The following is a 12,927-nucleotide window of genomic DNA, read 5'->3' as shown; positions in this document are numbered from 1 at the left end:
CGAATCCCCTCGCTGTTAGGCTGGCATGCATGAGTGACCTGCTGGAACGACTTCGCGGACGCGGATGGCGCATGACCGCACAGCGGCGCGTCGTGGCCGAGGTGCTCGACGGTGACCACGTTCACCTGACGGCGGACGAGGTGCACGCGCGGGCCGTGGACCGGCTGCCGGAGATCTCCCGGGCGACCGTCTACAACACCCTGGGCGAGCTCGTCAGCCTGGGTGAGGTCCTGGAGGTCTCCACGGACCGGCGCGCCAAGCGGTACGACCCGAACGCCCACCGGCCCCACCAGCACCTGGTGTGCGCCCAGTGCGGGGCGATCCGCGACGTCCATCCGGCGGGCAACCCGCTGGCCGACCTGCCCGACACCGAACGCTTCGGCTTCGTGGTGTCGGCGGTCGAGGTGACGTACCGCGGGGTGTGCCCGAACTGCGCGGGAGCCTGACGAACGCGAGGAGGGGCCCGGGAGCGATGCTCCCGGGCCCCTCCTCCTTGCGCTCCGGCTCGCTTTGCGCTCTTGCGGCCGAGAACGACTGAAGGCCCGGATCCAGAGGATCCGGGCCTTCGAGCCTTCAGTAGCGGGGACAGGATTTGAACCTGCGACCTCTGGGTTATGAGCCCAGCGAGCTACCGAGCTGCTCCACCCCGCGTCGGTAAACCTGACTCTACGCGAGGCCTGCGAGCAGATGCAAATCGGTTAACCGGCTCCGGCGGAGCGTTACGCGGACAGCTCCTCGGCCAGCGCCTCGCGCAGCCGCGCCGCCCGCTCCGAGACCTCCGCCGGACCCAGTTCCATGGCCCGTACGCACCACTTCTGCCCCTCCGTCAGATCTCCCTGCCGGGCCGCGAGCAGGCCCAGCCGCAGCGCCGCGCGACCGTGCCCGGCCACCGCCGCCCGGGTCCACCACAGGGCCGCCTCGGGTTCGTTCCCCTCGCGCGCCAGCAGCAGTCCCAGGTTGAACGCCCCGTTGCGGGAGCCTGCTTCCGCCGCCTCGCGGTACCACCGCGCGGCGGCCGCCAGCTCGCCCCGCGCGGCGGCCAGCATGCCGACCCGGACCTGCGCCCGCCGGTGCCCCAGCTCCGCGGCCCGCTCGTACCACTCCTCGCTCTCGGTGCGCGCGGCTCCGCCCACCGACTCGCCCAGCGCCACCGGCTCCGGCGGCGGGGCCAGCGACTCCAGCAGCGCGGCCAGCCGGAACGCGGCCTCCGCGCTGCCGCCGCCCGCCGCGCACCGCAGGTGGCGTTCGGCCGCCCGCTCCTCGCCGTCCCGGACCAGCGCGATGCCGACCTGCAGCGCCGCGTCGGTGTGTCCCGCCGACGCGGCCCGCTCGTACCACTTCAGCGCGGTGCGGTCCTCGTCCCGGCTGGCGAAGAGAATCCCGAGGTTGAACGCGGCGTCCACGCTCCCGGCCTCGGCGGCCTTGGAGAACCACGGCTCCGCGCCCTCCGCGTCCCCGCCCTGGAGCAGCAGGATGGCCAGCGCGTTGGCCGCCTCACGGTGTCCCGCGTAGGCGGCGCGCCGGTACCACTGCTCGGCCGGTCCGGTCCGGTCCTGCGCGGCGCACAGCAGCGCGAGGTTGTACGCGCCGTTCTGGTCGCCCGCGTCCATCGCGGCCCGGTACCACTTCTCCGCGGTCTGCGTCTCGCCCCGCGCGGCGTGCAGCGCGCCCAGGGCGTTCGCCGCGTTGCCGTCGCCGTCCTGGGCGGCCCGCAGCCACCAGGTGGCCGCGTTCTCCTCGTCACCGGCGTCGCGCAGCAGGAAGCCGAGCGCGCACGCCGCCCGCGGCTCGCCCTGCTTGGCGGAGGTCAGGTACCAGCGCCCGGCCTCCTTCAGCTCCCCGCGCGCCTCCAGCAGCGCGCCCAGGTGCAGCCCGGCGCGCCGGTGCCCGCGCGCGGCTGCCTGCCGGTACCACTGCTCGGCCTCGGCCGGGTCGCCCTTCCTCAGGTGCCGGGCGAGCCGGTACGCGGCCTCGCGGTGCCCCTGCTCCGCGGCGGCCCGGAACCACCGCTCGACGCCCTTGTCCCCGCGGTGCTCCAGCAGGTCGGCGAGGCCGTAGGCCCCCAGGGCATGGCCGGATTCCGCCGCTTGGCGCATCCAGTACTCGGCGGCGGGCTCGTCGCCCCGCTCGCGGTAGTGGCGGCCCAGGGCGTGCGCGGCCGGAGCGGATCCGGCCACCGCCGCGACGCGCCACCAGCCGGCGGCCTCCTCGGGGTAGCCGCGCTGGTGCAGGAGCACGCCGAGGTTGTTGGCGGCGGCGCGGTCGCCCGCCCCGGTCGCCCCGCGCAGGTACGGCTCGGCCGCCGCGAGGTCGCCGCGGCGCAGCAGGAGCGCCCCGAGCACGCTCATCGCGCCGGGGTCCCCCTTGTCGGCCGCGACCCGGTGACGGGCCTCCAGCTCGGCGTCGCTGGCCGCGTCGGTCAGCGCGAAGGCCGCGTCGTCGAACATCGCGTCGGCCGACACGTCCAACACGTCCCGCGTGGTCGGCACGGCCGGCGTGGTCCGTGCCGGCCGCGTGGTCATCGCGGTCCGCACGTCAACAGCCTGAGCCGCCCCATCGGCCTCCGCGTCCGATTCGGACTCCGCCCTCACAAACCGCCCTGTCTCCAGCAGAGTTGACCTGTCCCCCATAAATCCCATCGTCGCATCACCTGCTACCCGCGTACACCTGGTATGTCGCAGCCAGTGAGGTCACTACAGCGTTTTGTCGACATGCCCACAGAGAGACAAGTCAAACACGCTCGCCCCCCAAGTCACCCACCTCAGTGACGCGCGTCGGCGAAAATCGCAGTCCGTGGGGAAGCACGGCCACCCCGGACATGACGAAGGCCCGGATCCATCGGATCCGGGCCTTCGACTTCAGTAGCGGGGACAGGATTTGAACCTGCGACCTCTGGGTTATGAGCCCAGCGAGCTACCGAGCTGCTCCACCCCGCGTCGGTAGAACCACAGTAGCACGACACGGGGTGGAGCCATTACCGCCTTGCCGCTAGCCGGCCGGCTTGGCCTCCGTCAGCTTCGCCTCGGCCTCGATCGCCCGGTTCAGCGCGGCCTGCAGGTCGCTCTGGGCCTTTCCGTACGCCGTCCAGTCACCGGCCTTGAGCGCCTTGTCGGCATCCTCGATCGCCTTCTGGGCGTCGGCGAGCGCCGCCTTGACCGTCGGGTCCTGGCTGGTCGGCGGCGTGGTGGTGCCGTCGCCCGGCGGGGTCGTCGTGGGCGGCTGGGTCGCGCCCTCGGCCCCGAACACCACGTTCAGCGCCTTCTCCAGGGTGTCCTCGAAGGCCGTCTGGTCCCCGTAGGTCACCAGGACCTTCTTCAGCAGCGGGTACTTGAGGCCGCCACCGCGCACGTAGACCGGCTCGACGTAGAGCATTCCCTTGTCGAGCGGGACCGTGAGGAGGTTTCCGTACTCCACCTGCGAGTCGCCCCTGCTCAGGATGTTGATCTCCTGGGCGATCTCCGGTTTCGAGTTGAATCTCGCCTGGACCAGCTTGGGACCGTCCACCGGGTTCTGCGTGGGCAGCTTCAGCAACTGGATCTTGCCGTAGTCGGCCGTGGTGGGATCGGCGTTGACCGCCATGAAGGCGCTCAGGTTGTCCCGGCCGTTCGGCGTCAGCGTCGTGGTGAGCGAGAAGGCCTGGTCGGGATCCTTCTGACCCGGCATCTTCATGGAGAGGTAGTACGGCGGGACCGCCGTCCCCGCCTTGGTGGTCGGGTCGTCCGGAACCGCCCAGACCTCGCTGCCACTGAGGAAGGTCTGCGGGTCGGTGACGTGGTAGCGGGTCAGCAGCTCACGCTGGACCTTGAAGAGGTCCTGCGGGTAGCGCAGGTGCTCCATCAGGGCCGGCGAGATCTCCTTCTTCTGCTTGACCGTACCGGGGAAGGCCTTCATCCAGGTCTTGAGGACCGGGTCCTTGGCGTCCCACTGGTACAGCTTCACCGTGCCGTCGTAGGCGTCGACGGTGGCCTTGACCGAGTTGCGGATGTAGTTGACCTGGTTCTCCTGCGCGACCACCGCGCGCTGGGAGTTGGTCAGCGAGTCCGCCGTGCTGTCCCCGAGCCGGGTGCGCGAGGCGTAGGGGTAGCCGTTGGTGGTGGTGTACGCGTCCACGATCCACTGGACCCGGCCGTCGATCACCGCCGGGTACACCGCGCCGTCGATCGTCAGCCACGGGGCGACCGCCTCGACCCGCTCCTTGGGCGTGCGGTTGTAGAGGATCTTCGAACCGTCGCCGATGGCGCCGGAGTAGAGGATCTGCGGCTCGCTGAAGGCCAGGGCGTACGCGGCACGGTTCACCGGGTTGCCGAGGCTGACCCCGCTGTCGCCCTTGTAGGTGGTCTCCTTCTCGCCCGAGTCGTTGGCGTAGTCGAGCTCCTTCTGCGGTCCGCCGACGATGGAGTACTGCTTCGTCTGCTCGCCGTAGTAGATCCGCTGCTCGTACGTCCCGAGGTCACCCTGCGCCGGAAGGCCCGACTCGGTGAACACGGGCTGGCCGCCCGGGGCGACCTCGGTGCCCTTGGCCGCGACCACTCCGTACCCGTGGGTGTAACGGAAGTGGTCGTTGATCCAGTTGTTCTTCGGGATGCCCGCGAGGTTGATCTCCCGGAGGCCGATGACCGTGTCCTGGCCCTTGTACCGGTCGACCGCCAGCGTGGCCGGGAACCCGTAGTAGCCCTTGTTCTGCTGGAGCTGCTGGAAGGCCGGGGACACGATGTTCGGGTCGAGGAGACGGATGCTCGCCGTGGTGTTGGCCTGCTGGCGGAGCACCTTCTTGTCCGCCTTGGGGTCCGGCAGACCCGGGTAGTCCGTGACGGACGCGTCGGCGACCCCGTAGGCGTCGCGCGTCGCCTTGATGTTCTTCTGGACGTACGGGGATTCCTTGGCCTGCTCGTTCGGCTGGACCTGGAACTTCTGCACGATCGCCGGATACAGCCCGCCGATCAGGATCGCCGACAGGACCATCAGGCCGAAGCCGATGACCGGGAGCTGCCAGGTGCGGCGCCACAGCGTCGCGAAGAACAGCAGCGCGCAGATCGCGGCGATGGCGACGAGGATCGTCTTGGCCGGCAGGTACGCGTTGGCGTCGACGTAGCGCAGGCCGGTCCAGTTGTCCGCGGCCTTGAAGTCGCTGGACTTCACGGCGAGACCGTACCGGTCGAGCCAGTACGCGACCGCCTTCAGCGTGACGAACAGACCGAGCAGCACCGACAGGTGGCCGGTCGCGGCGGCGGTGGCCCGCGCACCGGGACTGGTGACGCGCAGTCCTCCGTAGAGGTAGTGCACGACGGCGGCGGCGATCACCGAGAGCACGACAGCGGCGAAGCCGAAGCCGAGCAGGAAGCGGTACCAGGGCAGGTCGAAGGTGTAGAACGACACGTCCAGGTTGAACTGGGGGTCCTTCGTGCCGAAGGGCACCCCGTTCACATACATCAGCCAGGTCTTCCACTGGCCCGCCGCCGAGGCGCCCGCGATCAGGCCGACCAGTGCGGCGATGCCCAGCAGCAGCCACTTGCGGTACGGCGCGACGCTCATCCGGTAGCGGTCGAGGCTCTGCTGCTCCATCGACATCGCGCTGAGCGGCGGCCGCAGCCGGTGGGCCAGCCAGATGTTCAGCCCGACGGCACCGGCCATCAGCAGCCCGAAGACGGCGAAGAGCCCGACCTTGGTCCACAGGGTGGTGGTGAAGACGGAGGAGTAGTCGACGGAGCGGAACCAGAGCCAGTCCGTCCAGAAGCCGGCGAACATGATGAACGCCATGGCGAGGACGGCCAGCACGCCCAAGGTCATCAGAAGAGTCCGGGCACGCCGGGACGGGCGGCCGACTCTCATCCGTGGCCCGGAGGGGCCTCCGCCGCGGTCCGGCATCTGGAAAGCCAAGGTGCGCACCTCGAAAGTCGCTGTGTGTAAGTGATGCTGAGATTTCTTCAAAGCATGGGCCCCCGATCGTAGAGCCCACTCATGCAACTTACTGAGGCTTTAGTCAGTTCCCGGTATCCGGTGCAAAGGAGGCAGGATGTTGTCCATGTCCAACCTTTCGCCGTCCCCCGGCACCCCAATGGCGGCAAGCCCGCTGACCCGTGCCGTCCTCGAAATCGACGAGTACGCCTCCACCCTCGGCTGGGACAGGCCCGCCCGGCTCTTCGCCCTGGTCGACACGGCCCGGCTGCGCAAGGAGGCGCCGGGCGTCGCCCGCCAGCTCGGCCTCGACCAGGACGACACTGGCAAGAACCAGCTCACCCCGATCGAGCAGGACGAGGTGCCGGCCGGGACCCCCCTGGACAAGTTCCTGGGCACCATCGCCTGGCCCCCGTCGGTCCTGGGCTGCGCGCTGACGGTGGAGCGGCTGATGCTCCCGCCGTCGGCGGAGTCCTCCGTACCGGAGGGTCTCGGCGACAAGCAGCTGGCCAAGTGGGTCGCCGCCCACCCGGACCGGCAGGAGGTACGGCTGACCGTGGGCGTCCTGCGCAACGGAACGCGGGAGTCCGCCGTCCGCCTGCGGGACAAGGACTCGGCGAACGAGGTGCTGACCGGCGCGACCCTGGTACCGGGGCTCGCCGAGGCGCTGGCCGCGACCTTCCTGGACTAGCCGGCGCGTGCGGGCGGGGGCCCGGTCAGGGCTTGGCCGTGCACTGCGGCAGCCCGGCCGGGTCCCCCTTGCCGATCTTCTCCAGCGCCTTCACGGCGTCGTCGATGGTGGAGACCTTCACCAGCGTCAGCCCGTCGGGCACGTTGCCCGCGGCGGCGGCGCAGTTCTCGGCGGGTGTCAGGAAGTACTCGGCGCCGGCCTGGCGGGCGCCGATCGTCTTCATCTGGATGCCGCCGATCGGGCCGACCTTGCCCGCGTCGTCGATGGTGCCGGTGCCGGCGATGAACTTGCCGCCGGTCAGGCTCTCCGGGGTGAGCTTGTCGACGATGCCGAGCGCGAACATCAGGCCCGCGCTCGGGCCCCCGACGTCGGCGAGCTTGATGTCGACGGTGAACGGGAAGGTGTGGTCGGTACCGGCCCGGATGCCGACGACGGCGTGGCCGTCGCCCTCCGCCTTGCCCGAAACGATCGTGACCTTCGTCGTGCCGGTGGGCTCGCGGCGCGCCTTCTCGGCCTCCGCCGCCTCGGTGGCGGGCACGATGGTGAACTCCACCGGCTCGCCGGCCTTGTGCTTGGTGACGAGCTTGGCGACGTCCTCGGGAGCGTTGACGGGGGCCCCGTCCACGGCCTTGATCACGTCTCCGGCGTGCAGCTTGCCCTCGGAGGGACTGCCCTTGACCACGGAGGCGACGATCACCTGGGTGGCGACCGGGATGCCGAGCTGCTTGAGGGCGGCCACCTTGGCGCTCTCCTGCGACTGGCTGAACTCCTCGGCGTTCTCCTGCGTGGACTCCTGCTCGGTCTTGCCGTCCGGGTACAGGTTCTCGTGCGGTACGACGATGTTGTCGCCGGCCGCCCAGCCGTACACGGCCTCCAGCAGGTTCATGTCGTAGTCGGCGCCGGTGACGCGGACCGTCGTCATGTTCAGGTGCCCGCTGGTCGGGTACGTCTTGTGCCCCGAGACGTTCAGGACGGGCTCGCCGTGCGAGTCCCCGAGCGTGTTCACCGTCGGGCCCGGACTCATCTCGGAGTACGGGACCTTCATGAACACTCCCGCGCAGAGCAGCGCGAACAGCATGAGGGTGGAGGCGAGCATCGTCGCAGTGCGGCGTGGCATGGATCGACAGTACGTGACGCCCCTGACGGGCGGCCCCCGGGGCCGGTCCGTACGGGGCCGGGCCACCGTCAGACGGAGGCGGCCGTGTCCTTCGTCCGGTGTGCGTCCGCCTTCGCCCCGGTCTGTTCGCCCTGGCCCATGGCCTCGCGGAACCTCGCGTAGCCCGCGAGCTCGGATATGTCACCTGCCGTGCGGTCGCGTGCCGCCCAGCTGCCCCATATCGCCGCTCCGATCGCGGCGAACAGCGGAATCAGCAACCACGCCAAAGACGCCATGGACGTGTCTCCCTACCCCGAGGTACGAGTTGTTGGTGGCTTCAACGCTGGTGCCCGGGAGGGGGTTACGCAAATCGAGGGCGTGTTGCGCGTCCGAACGGGGCAATCAGCAGGCCCCGACCCACTCCTCGGTGCCGTCCGAGAAGGTCTGGTGCTTCCAGATCGGAACCTCGTGCTTGAGGTCGTCGATCAGCATCCGGCACGCCTCGAAGGCCTCGCCGCGGTGCGGGCAGGACACGGCGACGACGACCGCGAGGTCGCCGACGGCCAGGTCGCCGACGCGGTGGACGGCGGCGAGGGCACGGACCGGGTACTTGGCCACGACGCGCTCGGCGACGCGGCGCATCTCCGCCTCGGCCGAGGGGTGGCAGGAGTAGCCGAGCTGGTCCACGTCCGCCCCGCTGTCGTGGTTGCGCACCGTGCCGACGAAGAGCGTCGTGCCTCCCGTCGCATCGTCGCCGACGGCCTGGAAGACCTCGTCGATCGAGAGCGGGGTCTCACGGATTTCGAGCAGCCGGATCGGGTCCGGAGCGGCTTGCTCGCCGGGGTGGTCGAAGTGCGGTGCCATGCATCCATCGTGCCTCAGCCGCCGACCCGGCGGAATAGCCGTTTCACCAGGGCCACACCCGCCCCCTTGGGAGCCTCCTACAGAAAGCGGGATCCAGCCCCGCCGGCGATCGAGGCGCGGGGGCCCGGGGCAGGGCCCCCGGCGACGGCGCCGCACCGGGACGGCCGGCCCCGGCCCCGGCGGGGTCAGATCCCCCGGCGCCTGCGGGCAGCGCGGATCGCGGCGGCGGCGCCCAGCAGCGCGACCGTCGCACCGGCCGCACCCGCTGCCGTGGCGTCCTTGCGCCCCAGCCGGCGGCCCGCGACGGTGTGCCGGCCCGCGACCTCCTGGAGCAGCTCGGCCAGCACCTCCTCGTTGGTCCACCGCGGCCGCCAGCCCGCCGCGTGCAGCCCGCTGACGCTGACCACCCACGGGTGCATCGTGTACGCGAGGTCCCCGGCCGGGGACGGGGTCAGGCCGATCCGGTGCAGCCGGGCCGCCGCACCCAGGGCGACGGCGGACGGGAGCTCCATGCGGCGGATGCCGCTGAGCTCCTCGACCTCCTCCTGTTCCAGCCAGCCCTCGCAGCCGACCGCCAGCTCGCCCTCGACCTTCTCCAGCGCCGCGTACTCCAGCGCGCTGACCAGGTCCTCGACGTGGCAGAACTGCCAGGTCGGGCGGGAGCCGGCCACCACGAGCAGGCGCGGCGACTCGAAGTAGCGGGTCAGCGCCGTGTCCGTGCCGCCGACCAGCACCGCGGGGCGGACCACGGTGACGTTCAGACCGGGGTGCGCCCGCGGGGCCCGGCGGCCGAGCCGCTCGATCTCCAGCAGGTCGCCCACGCCGGTCGCCTCCGCGGTGGCGCGCAGCTCGGCGTCCTCGGAGAGCGGGATGTCGTTGTCCGGCAGGGCCCCGTAGACCATCGCGGAGGTGCAGAGCACGACCCGGTGGACCCCGGCCGCCGCGGCGGCGGTGAGCACGGTCTGGGTCCCGCGCACGTTGTACGCCGTACGGGCCGCGGGGTCCGTCTCCAGGTCGAGGTCGAGGGCCAGGTGCACCACGACGTCCGCGCCGCGCAGCTTCTCCGCGATCGCCGGGTCCCGTACGTCCAGGAGGTGCCACTGCGCGTCCGCGCACTCCCCGCGCCGCTCGTCGATCGCGACGACCTGCTTGATCTCGTCGGACGCGACCAGTCTGGTCACCAGGGCCGCCCCGACCCCCGACGCGGCGCCGGTCACCGCGATCACGGGGCCTCGGCGCGCGGAACCGCCCGGGTTACGCGGCCGGCGAACGCCCTGGGCGCCGTCGCCGTGCTCAGGGCCGTTTTCGGCTTCGCGCGGCTCGCGGCCGTGCTCGTCCGGGCCCTGCTCGTCCAAAGCGTGCGGATCTGGGGAACTCACCAGGCGTCTCCAGCGGTTGTCTTCAGTAGGGGCGCGCCGTGACGCGCACCTACCAGGTGATGTCCATCCTGCCGCAGCCCAGGAGCCAGCGGAGCACCGAGCCCGGAAGCGGGTCTGGTGTCTACGCTGGGTGGTGTTGTCGAACCATTGCCCGCCGGCTCCCGCCGGCGGCCCTACGAGCCGAGGAAACCCGTGAGCGACACCCCATTCGGATTCGGCCTTCCGCCGGAGGAGCCGGAGAACGGCGACGAAGGCAAGAAGAAGGGCAACCAGGGCGGTCAGAGCGGCCCGAATCCGTTCGGGTTCGGCACGGGCCTGCCGGGCGGCGTCGGCGGCCAGGGGGACGCCGACAATCCCTTCGCGGCGATGTTCGGCTCGATGAACCCGAACGACCTCGGCGCGGCCTTCCAGCAGCTCGGCCAGATGCTGAGCTACGAGGGCGGTCCGGTCAACTGGGACATGGCCAAGGACATCGCCCGCCAGACCGTGGCCCAGGGCACCCCGGACGGGGTGAAGGACGCCAGCGTCGGCATCGCCGAGAAGTCCGCGGTGGAGGAGGCCGTGCGCCTCGCCGACCACTGGCTCGACGACGTCACCTCGCTGCCGTCGGGCGCCGCGACGGCCGTCGCGTGGAGCCGCGCCGAGTGGGTCGAGGCGACCCTGCCGGTGTGGAAGGAGCTCGTCGACCCGGTCGCCGAGCGCGTCGGCGCGGCCATGGGCGGCGTGCTGCCCGAGGAGATGCAGGCCGTGGCGGGCCCGCTGCTCGGCATGATGCGTTCCATGGGCGGGGCCATGTTCGGCCAGCAGATCGGCCAGGCCGTGGGCACCCTCGCGGGTGAGGTCGTCGGCTCGACCGACATCGGGCTCCCGCTGGGCCCGGCCGGCAAGGCCGCGCTGCTGCCGTTGAACATCGAGGGCTTCGGCAAGGACCTGGGCGTCTCCTCGGACGAGGTCCGGCTGTACCTGGCGCTGCGCGAGGCCGCGCACGCACGTCTCTTCGCCCACGTGCCGTGGCTGCGCTCGCACCTCTTCGGCGCGGTCGAGGCGTACGCGCGGGGCATCAAGGTCGACACCTCGAAGCTGGAGGACGTGGTCGGCCAGCTCGACCCGTCGAACCCGGAGCAGCTGCAGGAAGCCCTCCAGGGCGGCATGTTCCAGCCGCAGGACACCCCCGAGCAGAAGGCCTCCCTGGCCCGCCTGGAGACGGCGCTCGCGCTGGTCGAGGGCTGGGTGGACGCCGTCGTGCACGAGGCCGCCAAGCCCCGGCTGACCTCGGCGGACGCCATGCGCGAGACCATGCGCCGGCGGCGCGCCTCGGGCGGCCCGGCGGAGCAGACCTTCGCGACGCTGATCGGGCTGGAGCTGCGGCCGCGCCGGCTGCGCGACGCCTCGCGGCTGTGGGCCTCGCTCACCGACGCGCGTGGCGTGGAGGGTCGCGACGGTCTGTGGGAGCACCCGGACATGCTGCCGACCGCTTCCGACCTGGACGACCCGGACGGGTTCGTGCACCGCGAGCAGCTGGACTTCTCCGAGATCGACAAGATGCTCGGCGAGGCCGCCGCCGGGAAGCGTGAACAGGACGGCCCCGAGCAGGACGGCGACGACAAGAAGTGACTCTGTACGACGACACGGTGCTGGTCCTGAAGTCCTACGAGGACCAGCCCGAGCTGCGCGACCTGTACCTGGAACACCTGGCCGCCCACCCGGACGGGGTCTACAAGCCCTGCGAGGCCGGACACATCACCGGCAGTGCGCTGGTGATCGACCCGGTGGGGGGCCGCGTCCTGCTGACCCTGCACAAGAAGCTCGGCCTGTGGCTGCAGATGGGTGGGCACTGCGAGCCCGGTGACACGACGATCGCCGGGGCCGCGCTGCGCGAGGCCGTCGAGGAGTCGGGCATCGCCGACGGGCTGACGCTGCTGCCGGGCGGTCCGGTGCGGCTGGACCGGCATCCGATCCCGGCGCCGTGCAACTGGCACCTGGACGTGCAGTACGCCGCGCTGGCGCCGGTCGGGGCGGTCGAGGCGATCAGCGAGGAGTCGCTGGACCTGCGCTGGTTCCCGTACGAGGAGGTGGCGGCGGTGGCCGACACCTCGGTGGTGCGGCTGATGGAGGCGGCCCGGGCGCGGCTCTGAACCCCGGACCCGTACGTGCCGCGAGGGGCGGTCCCGCCGATGCGGGACCGCCCCTCGCGTCGCTGCGTACTTGGATCAGTTCCAGTCGCTGCGTACCCGGATCAGTTCCAGGCGTTGTTCTGGTTCTGGGCGTGGGCTCCCTGCTGGCCCATGCCGAACTGCGCGGCCGCGCCCTGCCCGATCTGGGCGTTCTGCGGCGGGAGTACCTCGCTCGGCTGGACCAGGGCGAAACCGGTGCCGAGGAAGCTGAGCTCCCAGCCCTCACCGGTGTTGCCGCGCCGCCGCCAGACGCCGGTGGAGTGCGTCTGGGCCTGCATCTGCACCCGCAGCGAGGTGGACCAGGCGACGATGGCGTCCGCGTCGGCGTTGACGTACTTGTCGGGCGTGACCTGCATCATCAGCGGCTGCCCGGAGGTCATCAGCGCGACCTTCCCGCGGCCGGTGATGTTGAGCTGGTACTTGCCGGTGCCCGAGACCCCGTACTGGCTGTCCACCGCGATGGCCTCGGTGTGCAGGGTGGAGTCCAGGGCCAGCACGTAGCTGCTGTCGACGGTGAGGCCGTCGTTGTCCACGTCCACGACGTGGACGTACTGCGCCAGGTTGGCGAGGTAGACGGTGCCCTGCCCGGAGCAGCGCATCAGGTCGAGGCCCTCCCCGGTCCGGGCGCGGGCGCTCCGCTGGGTGGTGCTCTGGTACTCGCCGTCGAAGTCGATGATCCCCTGGTAGGCGACCATGGCGCCCTTGCGGGCGAGCACGTCGTCGGAGCCGCTCAGCGAGACCCGCAGCAGCTGCGGGTTCTGGACGGCGTACCGCTCCTGGGACTGCGCCTCGGCGTGGGCGAAAAGTGAGCTCTGCATGATGTGCCTT

General features: G+C 71.3%; 11 protein-coding genes and 2 tRNA genes. 4 read left to right on the top strand and 9 right to left on the bottom strand.

The window, feature by feature from the left end; all coding sequences use genetic code 11:
* Positions 1 to 29: 29 nt before the first annotated feature.
* Positions 30 to 446, top strand: coding sequence for a Fur family transcriptional regulator (locus OG389_RS25165; RefSeq protein ID WP_328300714.1), 417 nt, complete (start codon positions 30 to 32; stop codon positions 444 to 446).
* Positions 447 to 577: 131 nt separating this feature from the next.
* Here OG389_RS25165 and OG389_RS25160 read toward each other — a convergent pair.
* The 4 genes from OG389_RS25160 to OG389_RS25145 all read right to left on the bottom strand — a co-directional run bounded on the left by OG389_RS25160 (position 578) and on the right by OG389_RS25145 (position 5,865).
* Positions 578 to 651: transfer RNA gene (locus OG389_RS25160), tRNA-Met, on the bottom strand.
* Between the two features lie 68 nt (positions 652 to 719).
* The gene (locus tag OG389_RS25155; protein ID WP_443059337.1) at positions 720 to 2,630 is read right to left on the bottom strand and encodes a tetratricopeptide repeat protein; all 1,911 of its coding nucleotides are present in this window, start codon (positions 2,628 to 2,630) and stop codon (positions 720 to 722) included.
* A 232-nt stretch (positions 2,631 to 2,862) separates the two neighbouring features.
* Positions 2,863 to 2,936: transfer RNA gene (locus OG389_RS25150), tRNA-Met, on the bottom strand.
* 52 nt (positions 2,937 to 2,988) lie between these two features.
* The gene (locus tag OG389_RS25145) at positions 2,989 to 5,865 is read right to left on the bottom strand and encodes a UPF0182 family membrane protein (RefSeq protein WP_328304075.1); all 2,877 of its coding nucleotides are present in this window, start codon (positions 5,863 to 5,865) and stop codon (positions 2,989 to 2,991) included.
* Between the two features lie 157 nt (positions 5,866 to 6,022).
* On the opposite strand from OG389_RS25145, the gene OG389_RS25140 reads away from it, so the two are divergent.
* A complete protein-coding gene (locus OG389_RS25140) occupies positions 6,023 to 6,586 on the top strand; it encodes a PPA1309 family protein (RefSeq protein WP_328300712.1) in 564 nt (187 codons plus the stop codon).
* A gap of 25 nt (positions 6,587 to 6,611) precedes the next feature.
* On the opposite strand, the gene OG389_RS25135 is transcribed toward OG389_RS25140, so the two are convergent.
* The 4 genes from OG389_RS25135 to OG389_RS25120 all read right to left on the bottom strand — a co-directional run bounded on the left by OG389_RS25135 (position 6,612) and on the right by OG389_RS25120 (position 9,925).
* Complete coding sequence (locus OG389_RS25135; RefSeq protein WP_328300711.1) at positions 6,612 to 7,703, bottom strand: YlbL family protein; 1,092 nt, start codon at positions 7,701 to 7,703, stop codon at positions 6,612 to 6,614.
* A 68-nt stretch (positions 7,704 to 7,771) separates the two neighbouring features.
* A complete protein-coding gene (locus OG389_RS25130; RefSeq protein ID WP_328300710.1) occupies positions 7,772 to 7,978 on the bottom strand; it encodes a hypothetical protein in 207 nt (68 codons plus the stop codon).
* Between the two features lie 106 nt (positions 7,979 to 8,084).
* On the bottom strand, positions 8,085 to 8,546 hold the full coding sequence (locus OG389_RS25125; protein WP_328300709.1) for a molybdenum cofactor biosynthesis protein MoaE: 462 nt from the start codon (positions 8,544 to 8,546) through the stop codon (positions 8,085 to 8,087).
* A gap of 185 nt (positions 8,547 to 8,731) precedes the next feature.
* A complete protein-coding gene (locus tag OG389_RS25120; protein WP_328300708.1) occupies positions 8,732 to 9,925 on the bottom strand; it encodes an SDR family oxidoreductase in 1,194 nt (397 codons plus the stop codon).
* A 192-nt stretch (positions 9,926 to 10,117) separates the two neighbouring features.
* On the opposite strand from OG389_RS25120, the gene OG389_RS25115 reads away from it, so the two are divergent.
* Positions 10,118 to 11,539, top strand: a complete 1,422-nt coding sequence (locus tag OG389_RS25115; protein ID WP_328300707.1) for a zinc-dependent metalloprotease — start codon at positions 10,118 to 10,120, stop codon at positions 11,537 to 11,539.
* Positions 11,536 to 12,060: an NUDIX hydrolase gene (locus OG389_RS25110; RefSeq protein ID WP_328300706.1), complete on the top strand. Its 525-nt coding sequence runs from the start codon at positions 11,536 to 11,538 to the stop codon at positions 12,058 to 12,060. The genes OG389_RS25115 and OG389_RS25110 overlap by 4 nt, the downstream gene beginning before the upstream one ends.
* A gap of 101 nt (positions 12,061 to 12,161) precedes the next feature.
* Here the strand turns inward: OG389_RS25110 and OG389_RS25105 are convergent, their stop codons facing one another.
* Positions 12,162 to 12,917 carry an AIM24 family protein gene (locus tag OG389_RS25105; protein ID WP_328300705.1) on the bottom strand — a complete coding sequence of 252 codons (756 nt, stop codon included), beginning with the start codon at positions 12,915 to 12,917 and terminating at the stop codon, positions 12,162 to 12,164.
* Positions 12,918 to 12,927 lie beyond the last annotated feature (10 nt).

The organism is Streptomyces sp. NBC_00435, assembly GCF_036014235.1.
Lineage (GTDB): Bacteria > Actinomycetota > Actinomycetes > Streptomycetales > Streptomycetaceae > Streptomyces.
Note: the sequence above shows the minus strand (reverse complement) of the source record. Positions and strands in the feature narration are given on the sequence as shown.

Bases quoted from the DNA above. Each gene is read 5' to 3' on its own strand.
- OG389_RS25135 (WP_328300711.1), bottom strand. From the start codon at position 7,703: ATGCCACGCCGCACTGCGACGATGCTCGCCTCCACCCTCATGCTGTTC.
- OG389_RS25125 (WP_328300709.1), bottom strand. From the start codon at position 8,546: ATGGCACCGCACTTCGACCACCCCGGCGAGCAAGCCGCTCCGGACCCG.
- OG389_RS25140 (WP_328300712.1), top strand. From the start codon at position 6,023: ATGTCCAACCTTTCGCCGTCCCCCGGCACCCCAATGGCGGCAAGCCCG.
- OG389_RS25165 (WP_328300714.1), top strand. From the start codon at position 30: ATGAGTGACCTGCTGGAACGACTTCGCGGACGCGGATGGCGCATGACC.
- OG389_RS25145 (WP_328304075.1), bottom strand. From the start codon at position 5,865: ATGCCGGACCGCGGCGGAGGCCCCTCCGGGCCACGGATGAGAGTCGGC.
- OG389_RS25130 (WP_328300710.1), bottom strand. From the start codon at position 7,978: ATGGCGTCTTTGGCGTGGTTGCTGATTCCGCTGTTCGCCGCGATCGGA.
- OG389_RS25105 (WP_328300705.1), bottom strand. From the start codon at position 12,917: ATGCAGAGCTCACTTTTCGCCCACGCCGAGGCGCAGTCCCAGGAGCGG.
- OG389_RS25155 (WP_443059337.1), bottom strand. From the start codon at position 2,630: ATGGGGGACAGGTCAACTCTGCTGGAGACAGGGCGGTTTGTGAGGGCG.